The following is an 18,101-nucleotide window of genomic DNA, read 5'->3' on the forward strand; positions in this document are numbered from 1 at the left end:
TGGTTAACCCATACGGGCGTGATCCAGTGCACTCAACGGCGGAGTTGATCACGCTCCGGAGTTGCCCGTTCGGGCCGGTCGGCGACGTGACGTGTACTCACCACGGACCGCCACCGACACCACCACAACGGTCAAGCCGCGATCGGGTCCCCGAGGGCTTCGGACCACCGCACCCCGGCCCATCGCACGCGCCGAAGCGGCACGTCGGAGCCCCGCGCCCGCCGCGCCGGCGGGGCCGGGCCCGGAGCGGCCCCGCAAAGTGCGGACACCCTGGGCACCACGGCGTTGCGCCAAGGGAGGGACACCGCTGCCCGAACGTGTGGAACCGGTGTTGGGGGTCTTGGCCGACACACCCCGCGACTGGTTGCGTGCTCCGAGTATTCGCGTGGCCTGGAATCGTCGGGTCACCCAGAGGAAGGCACCAGCCGATGCAGCCGTTCCAGTTGCCGGAGTTCTACATGCCCTACCCGGCGCGGCTGAACCCCAACCTGGAGCGCGCGCGGGCGCACAGCAAGGCGTGGGCCCACCGGATGGACTTCATCGACGTCCCGCAGCACGGCACGGTGATCTGGACCGACGACGACCTCGACTCGCACGACTACGCGCTGCTGTGCGCGTACACCCACCCGGACGCGACGGCGGACGACCTGGACCTGGTCACCGACTGGTACGTCTGGGTCTTCTACTTCGACGACCACTTCGTCGAGCTGTACAAGCGCAACCCGGACGACATCCAGGGCGCGAAGGCGTACCTCGACCGCCTGCCGCTGTTCATGCCGGTCGACGGCGTGATCACCGAGGAGCCGTCGAACCCGGTCGAGAAGGGCCTCAAGGACCTCTGGGAGCGGACCGTCCCGGCGCACTCGATGGACTGGCGCAAGCGCTTCGCGGACAACACCAAGCACCTGCTGGACGAGTCCATGTGGGAGCTGCTCAACATCAGCGAGGGCCGGCTGTCCAACCCGCTGGAGTACATCGAGATGCGCCGCAAGGTGGGCGGCGCGCCGTGGAGCGCGAACCTGGTCGAGCACGTCACCGGCCTGGAGGTGCCCGCGCGGATCGCGCTGTCACGGCCGCTGGGCGTCCTGCGGGACACCTTCTCCGACGCCGTGCACCTGCGCAACGACCTGTTCTCCTACGAGCGCGAGGTGCTGGACGAGGGCGAGCTGAGCAACGGCGTCCTGGTGCTGGAGAAGTTCCTCGACATCCCGACCCAGCAGGCCGCCGAGGCGGTCAACGACCTGCTCACCTCGCGCCTGCACCAGTTCGAGCACACCGCCGTCACCGAGGTCCCGCCGCTGCTGGACGAGCACGGCATCGACCCGTTGGGCCGGCTGGCGGTCGGCGCGTACGTGAAGGGCTTGCAGGACTGGCAGTCCGGCGGCCACGAGTGGCACCTGCGCTCCAGCCGCTACATGAACAAGGGCGCGCTGGACGCGAACCCGGTGCTCGGCGGCCCGACCGGCCTGGGCACGCAGGCGTTGCGCTCGCTGCTCGCCACCGCGCCGCAGCGGCTGCGCTCCTTCTCCCACCTGCCGTTCGAGCAGGTCCCGCCGCTGCCCCCGGCGAAGTCCGTGCTGGACATGCCGTACCCGCTCGCGGTCAGCTCGCACTGGCACGACGCCAAGGAGGCGAGCGTCGCCTGGGCCGGGGCGATGGGCCTGTTCGAGGACGGGTTCGGGATCTGGAGCGAGGCGAAGGTGCGGGACTACGACTTCGCGCTGTGCGCGGCGGGCATCGACCCGGACGCCACCGCGCAGGAGTTGCTGATCTCGGCGAAGTGGCTCACCTGGGGCACTTACGGCGACGACTACTACCCGCGCGTCTACGCCAAGGCGTCGGAGATGGGCGCGGCCAAGGTCGCCACCGAACGCCTCAAGCAGTTGCTGACCGTGCAGGGGCCGGCCCCGGTCACGCCGGTCAACCCGATGGAGCGCAGCTTGGCCGACCTGTGGGCGGCGACGACCGCCCCGATGCCGGCGGGCAACCGGGAGAAGCTGCGCGACGCGCTGGTCGTCATGCTCGACAGTTGGTTGTGGGAGCTGAAGAACCAGCACGAGCACCGCGTCCCGGACCCGGTGGACTACGTCGAGATGCGCCGGCAGACGTTCGGCTCGGACCTCACCATGAGCCTGGCCCGGTTCGGGCACGGCGGGCAGATCCCCGACGAGATCTACCGGACGCGCGCGATCCGGAACATCGAGAACTCCGCGATGGACTACGCGACGATGCTCAACGACCTCTACTCGGTGCGCAAGGAAGCGCAGTACGAGGGCGAGGTGCACAACATGGTCGTGGTGGCGAAGACGTTCCTCGACGTCGACTGGGAGCGCGCCTACGCCGTCACCGCCGACCTGGCCAACCAGCGCCTGCGCCAGTTCCAGCACAGCGTGGACCACGAGCTGCCCGCGCTGTTCGAGGAGTTCGGCCTGGACGCCGACCAGCGGGCCGCGCTGACCAGGCACGTGGACGAGTTGAAGGACTGGGTGGCGGGCATCCTGAACTGGCACGAAGAGGTCGACCGCTACCGCGAATCGGCGCTGGAACGGCACTTCGCCGACCGTGGAACCCTTGCCGCGCGGTCGTTCCGGGGGCCGACCGGGCTGGGCACGGCGTCCACCCGGATCCTGGTGAACAACCGGTAACCGGAGTATTGACGCGCGATTTCCAATATACGAACGGTGATCGTGGCGTGATGCGCGGAACTTTTCTCGGCGATCCGTGAATCCGATGGCATCATGGTGGACGTGACCGAGGGGCGTGTGCGGTACCGGTCGCTCTGACCGGTTACCGCACACCTCGGCGTCGCCCCCTCCCGGCTACCGCCGGCGGTGGAGGAACGCGACCCAGGCGGACTCGGGGAACGAGAGTTGGGGACCCTCGGGGTGCTTGGAGTCGCGGACGGCCACCGGGCCGGCGGCGGGGAACTTGACGGAGACGCAACTGCCGTTCTCCATGCTGTAGCTGCTGGTACGCCACAGGACGGAGACGCAGGTGCCGTTCTCGGTGCTGTAGCTGCTGGTACGCCACATGTGCAGGCTCCTAGGTGATCAGTGATCCGATCAGGGTCGCGCTCTCGGCGGGGGAGAGTGCGATCCGCTCCAGGCTGTGCGTACTCAGCGTATAGCTTCGAACACGCCGTGCATCCCCCACGAAGACCCCTGCGTCCTGGATCTCGACGTAGACGATCGGCCGGGCGTCCGCGAACTCCAGCAGCATGAACTGGCCGGTGGTGGCGGCGTGCGGCCCCGCTTCGGGCAGCAACACCTGCAAGGTCACGTTGGGCAGCTCACCGACGCTCAGCAGGTGGCGGTACTGCTGGTTCATCAACTCCCGGTCACCCACGCGGAGGTGGAGCGACTGGAGGTTGATCACCGCGTGCAGTTCCAGTGGGCGTTCCTTGTGCAGCAGGCGGTGTCGGCTCATCCGGAACTCCACCAGGGGATGCACTATGTCCGGGGGGACCCTGGTGGCGGCGTCGGTCGCCGCGCCCGCGTACGCCTCGGTTTGCAGCAGGCCCGGCAGGGCTATCGGCTCGAAGACGAACTCTCTGCGGGCCAAGGACTCCAGGCCGACCATGGTGCGCAGCCAGTCCGACACGACGTCGGTCCAGGCGCCCACCCAGGCCGCTTCGTGCGCGCGGGCGGTGAGCTGGATCATCCGGGCGATGTCCTCTTGGTCGACCCGGCAGGCGCTCAGGATGCGGCGGATGTCGGCGGGGTACTGCGAGGTCCTGCCGGTTTCCAGGTGGCTCAATTTCGGTTTGCCGATTCCGCACGCGTTGGCGAGTTGGGTTAGCGACAAACCGGCCTCGTTGCGGTAACGCGCGAGTTCGACTCCTATCAGCCACTGGAGTGCGGTGGGTGCGGCCAGCTCAAACATGGTGCAAACAGTAGCGTGGGCCGCGAAAAGCCTCGTATCACTCAATCGTGCGATGGCCCCGATAAACGTATCGGACTTATTCTGGCGGCATGAATCTGACAACCCTCATGGATGTGCCGTCGGACGCGGCCATCTCCTACGAGCTGTACGCGGACCGGGCGCTCGAACTGTCCATCGGGCGCAATGGCGGCACCGGCAGCGTCGGGCTGGTGGAGGGGGTCTCGCTGGCCCTCGGGGAGGAGGCCGTCCAGCGGCTCATCGACAAGCTCACCGAGGGGCTCAAGGAAATCCGGTCGGAGGTCGGCCCCTGACGTACTCCCTCCCCGGGCCGACCTCGAACTCGTCCAGCACGGATATCCGGAGTTCGCCGGACTACGGCGACGGATTCGCGATGGGTCCGCGCTGCCGTCCTGGTCGCCCCGCCGTGACGCGGCCGAAATTGCCTGGCTGGTCGGCCCGACCGCGACATAAGTTACCGCCGTGATGCTCTCCGACGCAGAGGTCGCCGCCCTGCTCGCACCCGCCGGATTCCACTTGGTCGAAAAGTTCGAGGGGCCGGTCCGGACGCCGTTGCCGCCCCGCCACTCGGCCGCGACCGCCTCGACCGAGCACGGCCGCTTCGACTCGCACGAGGACGAGATCGCGGATTTCGACGACGTGGACCTGGCCGACAAGGTCAACCGGAGCTGGTTCCGGATGGCGACCGAGTACGGCCTGTTCGACGCCGATCGCGAATTCCTCCTGGCGATCCCCGGCGAGGCGATCGCGCGGGACCCGGACGAGGTACCGCCCGGGGCGTGGTACCGGGTCCGGCTGCTCGACGGCTGGGACCTGGTGCGCAGCGAGGCCGAACCGCTGCGCAGCTGGTTCGCGGGGGCGATGACCCGGCGGTTCGTCCCGGAGTTCACGGTGGTGTCGCTCGACGGCCGGGTGCTGATGAACACCACGGTGTGGGGCAACTCGACGGTCAGCACCATCGCCATCCGCCCGTGACCCGCTCGACCGGCCAGGCGGTGCCGGGCTAGGCGGTGCCGGGCTGCCGGGTGCGGGCCAGCCGGACGAGCAGGTCGGCGGCGTGGTCGGCGTCGGGCAGGGCGGCGAGTTCGGCGCGCAGGCGTTCGGCGGCCCGGCGGTGGGACGGGTCCGCCAGCAGGCGGGACACCGCTTCGGCGACCTCGCCGGGGGTCGCGGCGACGGCGTCGAGGGCCAGACCCGCGCCCAGGGCCGTGCAGCGCTCGGCGTTCGAGAGCTGGTCCGCGCCCAGCGGCACGACCAGGTGCGGCAGGCCGTGGGTCAGCGCGCCCATCACGGTGCCCGACCCGCCGTGCGAGACCACCACGTCGCAGCGGGACAGGACCTCGTCCTGCGCCACGTACCGCTCGATCCGGACGTGCGGGGGTTGCGGGCCGAACTCGGCGGGGTCGACGTGCCGGCCCACGGTCAGCAGCACGTCGACCGGCAGGTCGGCCAGGCCCGCCAGCACCCGTTCGAACACGTCGCCGGACTCCAGGCCGAACTCGGTGCCCAGCGTGAAGTAGACCAACGGCCGGGCCGGGCGCGGGCCGGTGCCGGCGGGCATCGGCGGGCGGACGGCGTGCTCGGTGGCGTGCCGCCACGTGCCCGGCGCGCGCAAGCTCGGCGGGAACGGGGACAGCGCCAGGTACCGGCCCGGCGCGGTGAGGTCCGGGTCGGCCGGGAGGCCGTGCTCGCGCCTGATCTCGTCCAGCGGTTCGCCCACCACGTCCGGGCGGATCAGCGTGCCGGCCGCCGTCACCAGCACGACCGCGTGCGGGATGCCGCGTCGTTCGGCGGCGAGCGTGGAGGCGAAGTCGAACTCGTCGCACACGACCACGTCCGGCCGCCAGTCGTCCACCAGCGGCTGCACGAGGGGCAGCCGCTTGCGGGTGGCCTTGCGGGCGAAGTTCTCGCGCACTTCCCAGTCGGACAGCTCGGGGCTCGGCGGCACCAGCGGCCCCCGTGCGCGCGGCGTCCGGTCGGCGGCGGGACCCAGGCGGTGGAACGGGAACCCGGCCCCGTCGACCAGGCCGCGCAGGCCGTCCGACGTCGCCCACAGCACGGTGTGGCCGGCGTCGGCGACCGCGCGGGAGATCGGCAGCAGCGGGTTCAGGTGGCCGGGGCCACCGATGCAGGTGAACAGGAAGCGCACCGGCGACACCCTGCCGGCGCGGTCCGGTCCGAGCCACCCGAATTCCCGTGCCCCGACGCGATCGCGCAACGCGGTCCGGTCACTTGACGACCGGGCGGCCCGGTGCGCGGCCCCGGCTCCCGGGAACCAGGACCGCCGTGCCCAGGACGGCGAGCGCGGTCAGCGTCGCCACGCCGACCCGGAAGCCCGCCGAACCGTTGCCCGCCAAGCCCGCGACCAGTGCGGCGACCGCCGGGCCCACGGTGGTGCCGAGCATCCGGGAGGTGCCGCTGAGGCCGCTCACCGCACCCTCCGCGCCGGCCGGTGCGACCGACATCAGCAGGGTGTTTATCGCCGCGTTGAACAAGCCCTGGCCGACGCCGATCACGGCCAGCCGCCAGCACAGGCCCCACAGGTCGTCCACCGGCACCACCAGGGTCACCAGCCCGGCCACGGTGACCACCGCGCCCACCAGCGCGATCAGCCGTGGGCCGTAACGGTCGGCCAAGTTGCCCGACACCACCGACAGCGCGCCGACCCCGCCCACGAACACCAGCAGCGCCACGCCGACGTCCTCGGGGCGTCCGCCCAGCACGTCGGTCACGAAGTACGGCACCAGCAAGAACAGCAACCCGCCCAGTGCCGCGAAGGTCAGCAGCGCCACCAGCGGCCGGGCGAACTCCGGGCGGCGCACCAGGGTCAGCACCGGTTCGGACGCGGGCAGCCGGCCCCACAGCGCGGCGAGCACCACGGCCACCAGCGCCACCCACGGCCGGTCCTGGAACGCCAGCAGCAGGGCCGTGATCGCGCCGCCCAGCAGCGCCGCCTCCAGCCACAGGCCGCGATCCGGGAACGGCAACCCGCGCCCGTCGCCGCGCACCGTCCGCAGCACCACCACGACCACGGCGACCAGCAGCGGCAGCTTCAGCAGGAACACCGCGCGCCACCCGAACGCCCCCGCCACCAGGCCGCCCAGCGGCCCGCCCGCCAACCCGCCGACGGTCATGATCGTCATCACGTACCCGACGGCCCGCCCGCGCTGCTCCGGCGCGACCGCCGCCACCACGATCGGCATGTACCCGGCGAGCACCAGCGACGCCGCGACCCCCTGCAACGCCCGGCCCAGCAGCAGCACCCAGAACGCGGGCGCGACCGCCGTCAGCGCGCTCGCCAGCCCGACGCCGATCAGCGCCAGCAGGAACGCGCGCCGCACGTCGGTGCGGTCCACCCACCGGCCGGCCGGGATGGCGATGGCCGCCATGGGCAGCGTGTAGGCCAGCAGCACCCAGGCCGCGGCGGACGGGCCGACGTCCAGTTCCGCGCCCAGGCTGGGCAGCGCGACGGCGGCCACGGTCATCTCCGAGGTGACCGCCAGCATCGCCATCGCGAGCGCCACGACCGGGGCCCAACGCGTTCCGACCTGCGTTTCCGGTGTCATGACCTGAAGTTATGTGCAGGTATTGACCGGTCGAATCCGTCGACTGACCAGTCATCCGACAGATGCCCGGTCACCGGGTCCGTTCCTAGCGTTGCGGCCATGGACAACACCGTGGACAACGAGACCGTGGACACCGTGCTCAAGCTGGCCGTCATCGTCGGGAGCACCCGCCGGGGCCGGTTCGCGCCGGTCGTCTCGACGTGGTTCGCCGAGCGGGCCCGGCAGCGCGACGACCTGGCCGTGGACGTGCTCGACCTGGCCGACGTCGGCCTGCCGGACGTGCTGCACGGGTTCGGCGAGGAGCCCGCCGACGAGGTGAAGCTGGTGTCGCCCCGGCTGGCCGGCGCGGACGCGTTCGTCGTCATCACGCCCGAGTACAACCACAGCTTCCCCGCGCCGCTGAAAAGCGCGATCGACTGGCACTACACCGAGTGGCAGGCCAAGCCGGTCGGGTTCGTCTCCTACGGCGGGGCCGCCGGCGGGCTGCGCGCGGTCGAGCAGCTGCGGCAGGTCTTCGCCGAGCTGCACGCGGTGACCATGCGGGACACGGTCAGCTTCCACGGCGCGTGGGCGCGGTTCGAGGACGGCCGGCCGGTGGACGAGGAGGGCGTGAACGGGGCCGCGAAGACCATGCTCGACCAGCTCGTGTGGTGGGGCACGGCGCTGCGCGAGGCCCGCGGCAAGCGGCCGTACGGGGCCTGACGTGCGTGCCGTCCTGCTGCGCGGGTTCGGGTCGCCGGCGCAGCTGCGCTACGAGGAGACCGCCGACCCGGAGGCCGGCCCCGGCCAGGTGCGGATCGCGGTGCGGGCCGCCGGCGTGCACCTGGTGGACGCGGCGATCCGGCGCGGGGCCGCGCGGTGGCTGCCGGAGCTGCCGGCCGTGCCGGGCAGCGAGGTGGCCGGGGTGGTCGACGCGGTCGGCCCCGGCGTGCCGGACGGGTGGTCCGGTCGGCACGTGGTGGCCCAGCTCGGCCTCGCCCACGGGGGGTACGCCGAGCTGGCCGTGCGGGAGGTCGGCGCGCTGCACGTGGTGCCGGACGGGCTGGGGTTCGCCGAGGCGGTCGCGATGATCAGCACCGGGAGCACGGCGGTCGGCGTGCTGGCGGCGGCGGCGCTCGGGCCGGACGACGTCGTGCTGGTCACGGCGGCGGCCGGCGCGGTCGGGCACCTGCTGGTGCAGGGCGCGGCCGGGGCGGGCGCGCACGTGGTCGGGCTCGCCGGGTGCGAGGTCAAGCGCCGGACGGTGCTGCGCGCGGGCGCGGCGGTGGCCGTGGACTACCGGCAGGAGGGGTGGGTCGACCGGGTGCGGGCGGAACTGGGCGGGCGCGAGGCGACCGCGCTGCTGGACGGGGTCGGCGGCGCGCACGGGCGGGGCGCGCTGGACCTGCTCGCGCCCGGCGGCCGGGTGGTGCTGTTCGGCTGGTCGTCGGGGGAGCCGACCGAGGTGACCACGGCCGACCTGTTCGAACGGGCGTTGAGCGCGACCGTCGCGGTGGGTCCGCACGTGACCAGGCGCGCGGGCGGGCTGCGGGCGTTGGAGGCGCGGGCGCTGGCGGACGCGGCGGCCGGCCGGTTCACGCCCGTGGTGCGGCGGTACGACCTGTCGTGCGCGGCGCGGGCGCACGAGGAGTTGGAGAGCCGGCACACCGTCGGCAAAGTCGTGCTGGTCCCGGCCGGCTAGGGTCGGGGACGTGCTGCACGGGCGTTCGGACGCGCTCGCGCGGGTGGCCGGCCTGCTGGCCGACGCCCGCGCGGGCCGCAGCGGCGTGCTGGTCGTGCGCGGCGAGGCCGGCATCGGCAAGTCCGCGCTGCTGGACCACATCGCGGCGGACGGGTTCCGGGTGCTGCGCGGGGTCGCCGTCGAAGCCGAGTCGGGTCTGCCGTTCGCCGGGTTGAACCTGCTGCTCGGCCGGGTGGCGGACCGGGCCGACCGGCTGCCGCCGAACCAGGCGGCGGCGCTGCGGGCGGCGCTGGGCCTGGCCCCGGCCGACGGCGTGGACCGCTACCTGGTCGGCCTGGCCGTGCTGACCCTGCTCGCCGACCTGGCCGAGCAGGGGCCGGTGCTGTGCCTGGTGGACGACGCGCACTGGCTGGACGCGGGCTCGTCGGACGCGCTGGTGTTCGCCGCGCGCCGGCTGGAGGCCGAGGGCGTGGTGCTGGTGTTCACCGCGCGCGACCTGCACGCCCCGCCGTTCCCGGCGCCGGGCCTGCCCGAGCTGCGGCTGGGCGCGCTGTCCGCGCGGGACTCCACCGCGCTGCTCGACGAGCACGCCGCCGACCTGCCCCGGTACGTGCGCGACCAGATCGCGGCCGAGGCGCGCGGGAACCCGTTGGCGCTGCTGGAACTCCCGGCCGCGCAGCGGGAGGGCCACCTGCCCGCCGCGCACGCCTACCGGGTCGGCGCGCTGCCCACCCACAGCCGGATCCAGCAGACGTTCGCCGACCGGATCGGTGCCCTGCCCGAGGGGACGCGGGACCTGCTGCTGGTCGCGGCGGCCGACGACACCGGCGACCCGGGCGTGGTGTTCGAGGCGGCCGGGGAGCTGGGCGCGGGCGTGGCGGACCTGGAGGCGGCCGAGCGCAAGCAGTTGCTGCGCACCGACGACGGCCGGCTGACCTTCCGGCACCCGCTGATCCGCGCGGCGGCCTACCAGAGCGCGCCACTGGTGCGGCGGCTCGCCGTGCACCGGGCGCTGGCGGGCGCGTCGGGCGACGAGTTCCGGCGGGCCCGGCACCTGGCCGCCGCGACCACCGCGCCGGACGAGGAGGTCGCGGCGGCGTTGGCGCGGTCGGCCGAGGACGCGCGCGGGCGCGGCGGTTCGGCGGCCGTGGCGGCGGCCTACCAGCGGGCCGCGGAGCTGACTCCCGATGCGGCGCAACGGGGTCGGCGGTTGACCGCGGCGGCCGAGGCGGCGGCGGAGGCGGGGCAGTTCGAACGGGCCGGGGTGCTCGCGGACCAGGCGTCCGAGCTGGTGCGGGAGCGCCTGGAGCACGTGCGGGTGTACCGGATCCGGGCGTCGCTGGCCGGTGAGCAGGGCCGGTCGGCCGAGGCGGCGACGACCCTCGCGCGGGCCGCCGAGTGCGCCGCGCCCGACGACCGCGCGCTGGCGGGGGAGCTGTTGTTCGACGCCGCGCAGAGCGCGTGGACGGCCCGTGACTTCGCCGCCGTGCGGACGATCGCCGACCAGTCGGCGGGGCTGCCCGCCGAGGCCGAGGTGCGCGCGGTGGCGAAGGCCGCGCTGGGGCTGGAGGGCGCGGACGTCGCGGGTGCCCTCGTGGCGCTGCGCGAGCTGGTGGCCGTCGGACGGCCCGGTCGGCCCGACAACGCGGTGGTCTCGTGGTGGAACCTGATCCTCGGCGACGACCGGGCGGCGCGGGAGAGCGCGGTCGCCCTGGAGCGGGAGTGCCGCGCGGCGGGCGCGCTGGGCGTGCTGCCCCGGGCGCTGGCCTACCTGGCGCGGGTCCGGCTGCACGAGGGCAGGTTCCACGACGCGTGCGCGACGGCCGAGGAGGGGCTGCGGCTCGCGCACGACATCGGCCAGGTGTTCAGCGTCGGGTACCTGCACAGCGTGCTGGCCGAGCTGGCCGCGATCGAGGGTGCCGAGCAGCGGTGCCGGGAGCTGGTCGCGAACATGACCGGAGGCCCGCCGCTGTCGATCCGCGCGCAGTGCGCGCTGTCGTTGCTGGACCTGGGTGCGGGGCGGTACGAGTCGGTGCTGGAGCGGCTCGCCGACGTCGCCGCCGGCGCGCACCGGCTCTACGCGATCGGCAGCCTGCCCGACCTCGTGGAGGCGGCGGTGCGGGCCGGGAAGGCCGACGTGGCCGGGGATGCCGCCGACTGGTACGCCGAGTGGGCGCGGACCACCGGCCAGCCCTGGACCCGCGCGGTCGCGGCGCGCTGCCGGGCGCTGCTCACCGACGACGAGCGCTGGTACGCCGAGGCGGTGGAGCTGCACCGGACGTCGGGCCGGCCGTTCGAGCGGGCGCGGACCGGGCTGCTCTACGGCGAGTGGCTGCGCCGCGACCGCCGGCGCGGCGACGCCCGCGCGCACCTGCGCTCGGCGCTGGAGGAGTTCGACCGGCTCGGGACCGCGCCGTGGGCGGCGCGCGCCCGCGCCGAACTGCGGGCGACCGGCGAGAGCCACGCCCAGCCGGGCCGGGACCCGCTCAGCGCGTTGACGCCGCAGGAACTCCAGGTGGTGCGCCTGGCGGCGGAGGGGCTGAGCAACCGGGACATCGGCGCGCAGCTGTTCCTGAGCCCGCGCACGGTCGGCTACCACCTCTACAAGGCGTACCCGAAGCTCGGCGTGGCCTCGCGGGTGGAGCTGGGGCGGCTGGACCTGCCGGGCTGACGGCGTCGAGGTCCGGCCGGCGGCGCGGGCGAAATGCCCGAAGCGCCGAGTGGTCTAGACCCATTGACTTGATCTCGCCGGGGTGTTCACGCTTGACACCCCGACCGGCCGCCGCCTGCTCCGAGGAGGTCCAACGGTGAAACTCCGAGCACGGGCGGCGCGCGCGCTCGCCGTCCTGGCACTGGTGTTCGGCGCGACCGTCGTGTGGAACGTCAGCTCGACCCCGGCACCCGCCGTCGCGGCCGAGCCGTTGCAGAGCATCGTCCCGGTCCCGGTCTCCGTGCAAGCGGTGGCCGGTGCGGCGCACACGCTCGGCGCCACCACCAAGATCTACACCACCGCGTCGGCGCACGGCGTCGGCGACTACCTGGCCGGCGTGCTGCGGCCGGCCACCGGCTACCCGTTCCCGGTCGAGGACACCGCCGGCACCCCCGCCGACGGCGTCGCGCTGCTGATCGGCGGCGCGCCCTCGACCGTCGGCGACCAGGGCTACCAGCTCACCGTCGCCGCGACCGCGATCACCATCCGCGCCAACACCGCCGCCGGGCTGTTCGCCGGCGTGCAGACCCTGCGCCAGCTGCTGCCCGGCAAGGTGGACAGCGGCACCCCGCAGACCGGGCCGTGGACCGTGCCCGGCGCGACCATCACCGACTACCCCCGGTTCACCCACCGCGGCGCGATGCTCGACGTGGCGCGGCACTTCCACCCGGTCGGCACGGTCAAGCGGTACCTCGACCAGCTGGCCCTGTACAAGGTCAACTACTTCCACCTGCACCTCACCGACGACCAGGGCTGGCGGATCGTGGTCGACAGCTGGCCGAAGCTCGCCACCTACGGCGGCAGCACGCAGGTCGGCGGCGGGGCCGGCGGGTACTACACCAAGGCGCAGTACCAGGAGATCGTGGCGTACGCGGCGGCCCGGCAGATCACCGTGATCCCCGAGGTCGACCTGCCCGGCCACACCAACGCCGCGCTCGCGTCCTACGCCGAACTCAACTGCAACGGCGTCGCGCCCGGCCTGCGCACGGACATCGCGGTCGGCTACAGCTCGCTGTGCGTCGGCAAGGACATCACCTACAAGTTCGTCGAGGACGTGATCCGGGAGATCGCCGAGATCACCCCCGGGCCGTACTTCCACATCGGCGGCGACGAGGCCAGTGCCACCACCGACCAGGACTACCAGGCGTTCATGAACAAGGTCCTGCCGCTGGTCGCCAAGTACGGCAAGAAGTCCATGGGCTGGCACGAGTTCGTCAAGACCACCACCGACACCTCGGCCGTGCCGCAGTACTGGGGCACCACGACGTCCAACGCCGTCGTGCAGGCCGCCGTGGCCCGTGGCGCGAAGGTGCTGATGTCCCCGGCCAACAAGGCGTACCTGGACATGAAGTACAACGCGAGCACGCCGATCGGCCTGAGCTGGGCCGGGATGATCGAGGTGCAGGACGCCTACAACTGGAACCCCGGCACGCACCTGAGCGGGGTGCCGGAGACGGCCGTCCGGGGCGTCGAGGCTCCACTGTGGACGGAGACGATCGTGACCCCGGCGCACGTCGACTTCATGGCGTTCCCGAGGTTGGCGGCGATCGCCGAACTGGGCTGGTCGCCGTGGTCGACGCACAACTGGGACGCGTTCAAGGTCCGGCTCGGCGCGCAGGCCCCGCGCTGGACCGCGCTGGGCATCGACTTCTACCGCTCGACGCAGGTCCCCTGGGACAACGGGGGCACCACGACCACGACCACGACGACCACCACGACGACGACCACTGGTGTCCCCTCGGGTTCCTGGGCACCATGGACCAGTTACGCGACCAACGCCGAGGTCACCTACAACGGCGGCACGTACCGGTGCCGCCAACCGCACACCTCGCAGCCGGGCTGGGAGCCGACCAACGTCCCGGCGCTCTGGCAGCGCGTCTAGTCCGTCCGCCGGGAGGCGCGCCCGCGCCTCCCGGCCCACCCGAGGAGGCACCCCGGTGACACGTGCCCTGTTACTCCTCGCGGCGCTGGTGCTCCTGGCACCCGCCGCGACCGCCGACCCCGCCCCCTACGTCGTCGGCGGCAACCCCGCCACCGAGCCCTACCCGTTCGCGGCGTCCCTCCAGACGTCGGGCGGCGCGCACTTCTGCGGCGGCGCGCTGATCCGGCCGACCTGGGTCGCCACCGCCAAGCACTGCGTCGCCGGCCGGTCCACGTCGAGCTTCTCCGCCCGCGTCGGCTCGGTGAACCGCGCGTCCGGCGGCACGCTCGCGCAGATCGCGCGGATCGTCCAGCACCCCACCTCGGACCTGGCGCTGCTCCAGTTGCGGGCGGCGGTGACCCACCCGCCGGTCGCGGTCGCCGCGTCGGTGCCGATCGGCTCCACGGTCCGGCTCCTCGGCTGGGGCCTGACCTGCGACCAGTGCTCGCCCGGCCCGCAGGTCCTGCACGAGGTGGACGCGCCGGTCGTGCCGGACGCGCAGTGCGGCGCGGGCCCGGCCGACTTCTGCGTCGGCGGGTCCGGGCGCGGCGCGTGCCTCGGCGACGACGGCGCGCCGGCCGTGCAGAGGGTCGGCACGGCGTGGCGGCTCGCGGGCGTGGCCTCGCGCGGGGACTCCGGCACGTGCCGGGGCCGGCCGTGGATCTTCGTGGACGTCGCGGCGCACCGGACGTGGATCGACGGTCACACCGGCTGACCCGCGCCGCCCGGCGGTCCGGCTCAGCCGATCCGGGCCGCCGACACCGGGCGGTCGTCGACCGGGTAGGTGCCCGCCGAGGAGGAGTTCACGCTCCACCGGTACCGGGTGAACTCGCCGGTCTCGTCGGAGGCGTAGAACATCATGTGGCCGAAGCCCGCGCCGGCGGTCTGCGCGGTGGCGTTGAAGATCCGGCTGTCCGGGAACGCGAAGTAGCCGCCCACGCCGTGCCGGCCGTGCGGCTCGGAGGTGCAGTCCACGACCTCGACCGCGTACTGGGTCTCGCCGGGGAAGTTCAGGCTCGCCACGGGCGAGGTGTAGGCGCCGCGCACGGACCGCACCATGACCACGTGCCCGGTGTTGGTGTCCTGGTCGTTGCGGTAGTCCACGGCGACCAGGTCGCCGGGGCGCAGGTCGACCACCCGGCGCACCGGCCGGACGTGCGGCACCCCGCCGGCCGCGAAGACCGCCTGGTAGTCCCGGGCGAACGGGCTGGCCGACCCGAAGTGGGTCCGGAAGAACTTCGGCGTGGCCCACCGGTAGGTCCGCCGCAGCACGGCGGTCAGGAACGACGCGCACTGGCTCTGGTTGAACCAGGTCGACGCGTCGCCCGGGGACCCCCACCGCACGACGTTGGGCTGGTCGGAGTCCTTGTAGGTGTTGTTGGCCAGCGGGCAGGTGGGCAGCGACAGGTAGCCGATGAGCTGTTCGGCTTCCAGCAGGTGCGGCGTGGACGTCCGGTGTGGACTCGGCGCGTAGGGCTTGCCGGGCGAGGTCGCCCTCGGGGCCGCCACGGCGGTGCCCCCTCGGGTCGATCTGCGGGACAGGTCCATCGAGCGACTCCCCTTGGTCGATACGGGCCCGCACACCGTAGTCGAAGGGAGGCGTCCGGTCAGCGGATGTAGACCAGGACCAGCGTGGTCAGGACCGTGCAGCCGGCCAGCACGGTGGCCAGGCCGGCCACCGCCGCGCCGGCCGAGAGCAGCACCCGGGTCAGGATGCCCAGGACCCGGCGCAGCAGCCGGGCCAGGCCCAGGACCAGGGCCAGCGCCCCGACCAGGACCACGATGACGAGCGGCGTCCAGCCGGTGGGGCCGGCGGAATCGGCTAATGAGGCAAGCGTGTTCATGGCAACCCCCGGATGGCTTCCTGGGTGAACTTCACTTAGCTCACTGAAGTTGAGTGAACCTCAGCGAGTTTCGGGGTAAGGTCCCTGTAAGTGCCTGACAAGGGGTATGTGGGGGGTATCGGGTCGAAGTGACCGCGCCACATCGTGTATGTTGCCCCCTTCAGCTTGTATGCTGAAGTTCACTGAAGGGCGCGGCGACGTGGTCGGATCGGGCGAGTCCACTGCACTGGCGCACCGCCTGCGGGCGTTGCGCGAGGAGCGCTGGCCGGACCTCGTCATCACCCAGGGGGACCTCGCGGCGGCGTTCAGCGCCGAGAAGCCCGCCAGCGTGCCGCTGCTGTCGTCCTGGGAGAGCCGCACCCACCCCAAGGTGCCGCCGCTGAGCAGGCTGGCCGCCTACGCCACCTTCTTCGCCACCCGGCGCTCGGTGGCCGACCGCCCGTACCGGCTGCTGCCGGTGGCCGAGCTGGAGCCCGAGGAGCGCGCGGCGCGCGAGGACCTGCTGGCCGAGCTGACCGCGCTGCGCGAGGCCGAGCAGCTCGACGCGGGCGGCGCGCCCGACGTCGACCGCAACGGCCGGCGCGAGTTCTGGTACTTCCCGGACCGCAACAACATCACCATCGTGGTGGCCCAGCTGCCCCGGGAGATGCGCGAGGCGATGCCCTACGCGGACCCGACCCAGCCGGACTACATCGAGCTGTACACCTACGCCGACCTGGACGCGCTGATCGAGCTGCACGGCCACATCCGCGCGCTCAACCCGCGCAGCCGGGTGCACTTCCGCACCGCGTCGGGGCTGGCCGCCGACGACTACACCTCGCACCTCGTGCTGCTCGGCGGGGTCGACTGGAACGTGGTCACCCGCGAGCTGCTGGACCGGGTCGACCTGCCGGTCAGCCAGGTCGGCCGGCACCACGAGTCCGAGTCCGGCGGCTTCGTCGTCGCGCGGGACGGCACCGAGCGGATCTTCACGCCGAAGCTGAGCCGGCACGGCGACCGCGAGGTGCTGCACGAGGACGTCGCGCACTTCTACCGGGGACCGAACCCGTTCAACCACAAGCGGACGGTCACGATCTGCAACGGCATGTACGGCCGGGGGACCCTCGGCGCGGTGCGTGCGCTCACCGACGAGAGGTTCCGCGACCGCAACGCGGAGTACCTCCGCGCGACCTTCCCCGGCCTGGCCGCCTACAGCGTGCTGACCAGGGTGTCGGTGGTCAACGGGCGGGTGGTCACCCCGGACTGGAACCTGCCCGAGTCCCGCCTCGACGAGTGGCCGGAGGGCCGGGGTTGACCAGCACCGTCGAACCGCGGGTGATCCGGCACCACGGATCGCACCGCGACCTGCTGCGGACGCAGACCGGCGGGACCGCGCCGACGTCGCGGATCGACGCGATCGTCGTGCCGACCGCGCGGCACCCGGCCGCCCTCGGCGCGGCCCTGGAGCTGGGCGCCGAGCTGGGGTGCGTCGTGGTCGCGCTGTGCAGCCGCTACTCGTCGGCCGACCAGGTCGCCGCGCGCGCCCGCCCCGGCGGCGAGCTGGTGGCCGTGGACACCGACCGGCTGCCCACCGGGCTGCTGCCCGAGTTCGCCACCACGACCATGCTGGCGGGCACGATCTTCGAGCGCCGGGTGGACACCAGCCTCAAGCGCAACCTCGGGCTGCTGCTCGCGGGCGTGGCCGGCTGGGAGCGGATCGCGTTCCTGGACGACGACATCGCGGTGCCCGACCCGCAGGACCTCAACCGCGCCGCCGGCCTGCTGGCCGCCAACGACGCCGCGGCGCTGGCCGTGCGGGGGTTCCCGGACAACTCGGTGGTGTGCCACGCCTACCGGGAGGTCGGCGGCGCGCAGGACACGTTCATCGGCGGCGGCGCGCTGGTCGTCGGCCGGTCGCTGATGGGGTCGTTCTTCCCCAACGTCTACAACGAGGACTGGTTCTTCCTGCTCGACGACCGGGGGATCGGCACGTCGGCCGTGGTCGGCGAGGCGTTGCAGAAGGCGTACGACCCGTTCGCGAACGACCAGCGGGCGCGCTCCGAGGAGTTCGGCGACTGCCTGGCCGAGGGCCTGCTCGCGCTGCTGGACGACGGCGGCGCGCTGGAGGACGCGGACGCGTACTTCTTCGCCCGGTTCATCGCCGACCGGCGGGCCATGATCAGCGACATCGTCGACCGGGTCGCGGCCCGCCCGCGCTCGGTCGAGCGGGACCGGATGCTCGTCGCGCTCAAGGCGGCGCGCGGCCGGTGCCAGCGCATCACCCCGGAGCTGTACGTGGCCTACCTGGCGGCGTGGCGCGGCGACCGGGTCCGCTGGCGCACCCACCTGGCCGACCTGCACGCCCGCCTGCTGCCCAAGAAGCGCCACCACCGCCCGTCGCCGCTCGGCCTGGAGAAGGCCCTGGCCGAGCTGGGCCTGGTCGACCGCGCCCGCCACGTCCCGGCGTAGCCCCGGCCGGCCCGCGCGGCTCTCATGTGGC

The 18,101-nt window shown here is 73.2% G+C and carries 16 protein-coding genes; 10 read left to right on the plus strand and 6 right to left on the minus strand.

Annotated elements, in window-relative coordinates; translation table 11 throughout:
* Window positions 1-428: 428 nt before the first annotated feature.
* On the plus strand, window positions 429-2,645 hold the full coding sequence (locus tag AC0HI0_RS41040; protein WP_480928845.1) for a terpene synthase family protein: 2,217 nt from the start codon (window positions 429-431) through the stop codon (window positions 2,643-2,645).
* A 174-nt stretch (window positions 2,646-2,819) separates the two neighbouring features.
* Here AC0HI0_RS41040 and AC0HI0_RS41045 read toward each other — a convergent pair whose 3' ends face one another.
* Window positions 2,820-3,032: a DUF397 domain-containing protein gene (locus AC0HI0_RS41045; protein ID WP_480928846.1), complete on the minus strand. Its 213-nt coding sequence runs from the start codon at window positions 3,030-3,032 to the stop codon at window positions 2,820-2,822.
* A 10-nt stretch (window positions 3,033-3,042) separates the two neighbouring features.
* Entirely contained in the window at window positions 3,043-3,882 is an 840-nt protein-coding gene (locus tag AC0HI0_RS41050; protein WP_480928847.1) for a helix-turn-helix domain-containing protein, read from the minus strand.
* Window positions 3,883-3,971: 89 nt separating this feature from the next.
* Here AC0HI0_RS41050 and AC0HI0_RS41055 point away from each other — a divergent pair, with 89 nt between their 5' ends.
* Both AC0HI0_RS41055 and AC0HI0_RS41060 read left to right on the plus strand, forming a co-directional pair.
* Window positions 3,972-4,193, plus strand: a complete 222-nt coding sequence (locus AC0HI0_RS41055; RefSeq protein ID WP_480928848.1) for a hypothetical protein — start codon at window positions 3,972-3,974, stop codon at window positions 4,191-4,193.
* 169 nt (window positions 4,194-4,362) lie between these two features.
* The gene (locus tag AC0HI0_RS41060) at window positions 4,363-4,875 is read left to right on the plus strand and encodes a hypothetical protein (protein WP_480928849.1); all 513 of its coding nucleotides are present in this window, start codon (window positions 4,363-4,365) and stop codon (window positions 4,873-4,875) included.
* Window positions 4,876-4,903: 28 nt separating this feature from the next.
* Here the strand turns inward: AC0HI0_RS41060 and AC0HI0_RS41065 are convergent, their stop codons facing one another.
* Both AC0HI0_RS41065 and AC0HI0_RS41070 read right to left on the minus strand, forming a co-directional pair.
* The gene (locus tag AC0HI0_RS41065) at window positions 4,904-6,049 is read right to left on the minus strand and encodes a glycosyltransferase (RefSeq protein WP_480928850.1); all 1,146 of its coding nucleotides are present in this window, start codon (window positions 6,047-6,049) and stop codon (window positions 4,904-4,906) included.
* 79 nt (window positions 6,050-6,128) lie between these two features.
* On the minus strand, window positions 6,129-7,466 hold the full coding sequence (locus AC0HI0_RS41070) for an MFS transporter (protein ID WP_480928851.1): 1,338 nt from the start codon (window positions 7,464-7,466) through the stop codon (window positions 6,129-6,131).
* 99 nt (window positions 7,467-7,565) lie between these two features.
* Here AC0HI0_RS41070 and AC0HI0_RS41075 point away from each other — a divergent pair, with 99 nt between their 5' ends.
* The 5 genes from AC0HI0_RS41075 (at window position 7,566) to AC0HI0_RS41095 (ending at window position 14,493) form a co-directional block, all read left to right on the plus strand.
* Entirely contained in the window at window positions 7,566-8,168 is a 603-nt protein-coding gene (locus AC0HI0_RS41075) for an NADPH-dependent FMN reductase (protein WP_480928852.1), read from the plus strand.
* 1 nt (window position 8,169) lies between these two features.
* Entirely contained in the window at window positions 8,170-9,147 is a 978-nt protein-coding gene (locus AC0HI0_RS41080; protein WP_480928853.1) for a zinc-binding dehydrogenase, read from the plus strand.
* A gap of 10 nt (window positions 9,148-9,157) precedes the next feature.
* Window positions 9,158-11,818, plus strand: a complete 2,661-nt coding sequence (locus AC0HI0_RS41085; protein ID WP_480928854.1) for an ATP-binding protein — start codon at window positions 9,158-9,160, stop codon at window positions 11,816-11,818.
* 136 nt (window positions 11,819-11,954) lie between these two features.
* Window positions 11,955-13,739: a family 20 glycosylhydrolase gene (locus tag AC0HI0_RS41090; protein ID WP_480928855.1), complete on the plus strand. Its 1,785-nt coding sequence runs from the start codon at window positions 11,955-11,957 to the stop codon at window positions 13,737-13,739.
* A gap of 55 nt (window positions 13,740-13,794) precedes the next feature.
* Window positions 13,795-14,493: a S1 family peptidase gene (locus AC0HI0_RS41095; RefSeq protein ID WP_480928856.1), complete on the plus strand. Its 699-nt coding sequence runs from the start codon at window positions 13,795-13,797 to the stop codon at window positions 14,491-14,493.
* A gap of 23 nt (window positions 14,494-14,516) precedes the next feature.
* Here the strand turns inward: AC0HI0_RS41095 and AC0HI0_RS41100 are convergent, their stop codons facing one another.
* Together AC0HI0_RS41100 and AC0HI0_RS41105 are read right to left on the minus strand one after the other, a co-directional pair.
* On the minus strand, window positions 14,517-15,326 hold the full coding sequence (locus tag AC0HI0_RS41100; protein WP_480928857.1) for a hypothetical protein: 810 nt from the start codon (window positions 15,324-15,326) through the stop codon (window positions 14,517-14,519).
* A 59-nt stretch (window positions 15,327-15,385) separates the two neighbouring features.
* Window positions 15,386-15,559: a hypothetical protein gene (locus AC0HI0_RS41105; protein ID WP_480928858.1), complete on the minus strand. Its 174-nt coding sequence runs from the start codon at window positions 15,557-15,559 to the stop codon at window positions 15,386-15,388.
* Window positions 15,560-15,791: 232 nt separating this feature from the next.
* Here AC0HI0_RS41105 and AC0HI0_RS41110 point away from each other — a divergent pair, with 232 nt between their 5' ends.
* Both AC0HI0_RS41110 and AC0HI0_RS41115 read left to right on the plus strand, forming a co-directional pair.
* Complete coding sequence (locus AC0HI0_RS41110; RefSeq protein WP_480928859.1) at window positions 15,792-16,916, plus strand: XRE family transcriptional regulator; 1,125 nt, start codon at window positions 15,792-15,794, stop codon at window positions 16,914-16,916.
* Window positions 16,913-18,070, plus strand: coding sequence for a hypothetical protein (locus tag AC0HI0_RS41115; RefSeq protein WP_480928860.1), 1,158 nt, complete (start codon window positions 16,913-16,915; stop codon window positions 18,068-18,070). The genes AC0HI0_RS41110 and AC0HI0_RS41115 overlap by 4 nt, the downstream gene beginning before the upstream one ends.
* Window positions 18,071-18,101: the final 31 nt, after the last annotated feature.

The sequence above is a fragment of the Saccharothrix sp. NBAS 001 genome, assembly GCF_056640475.1.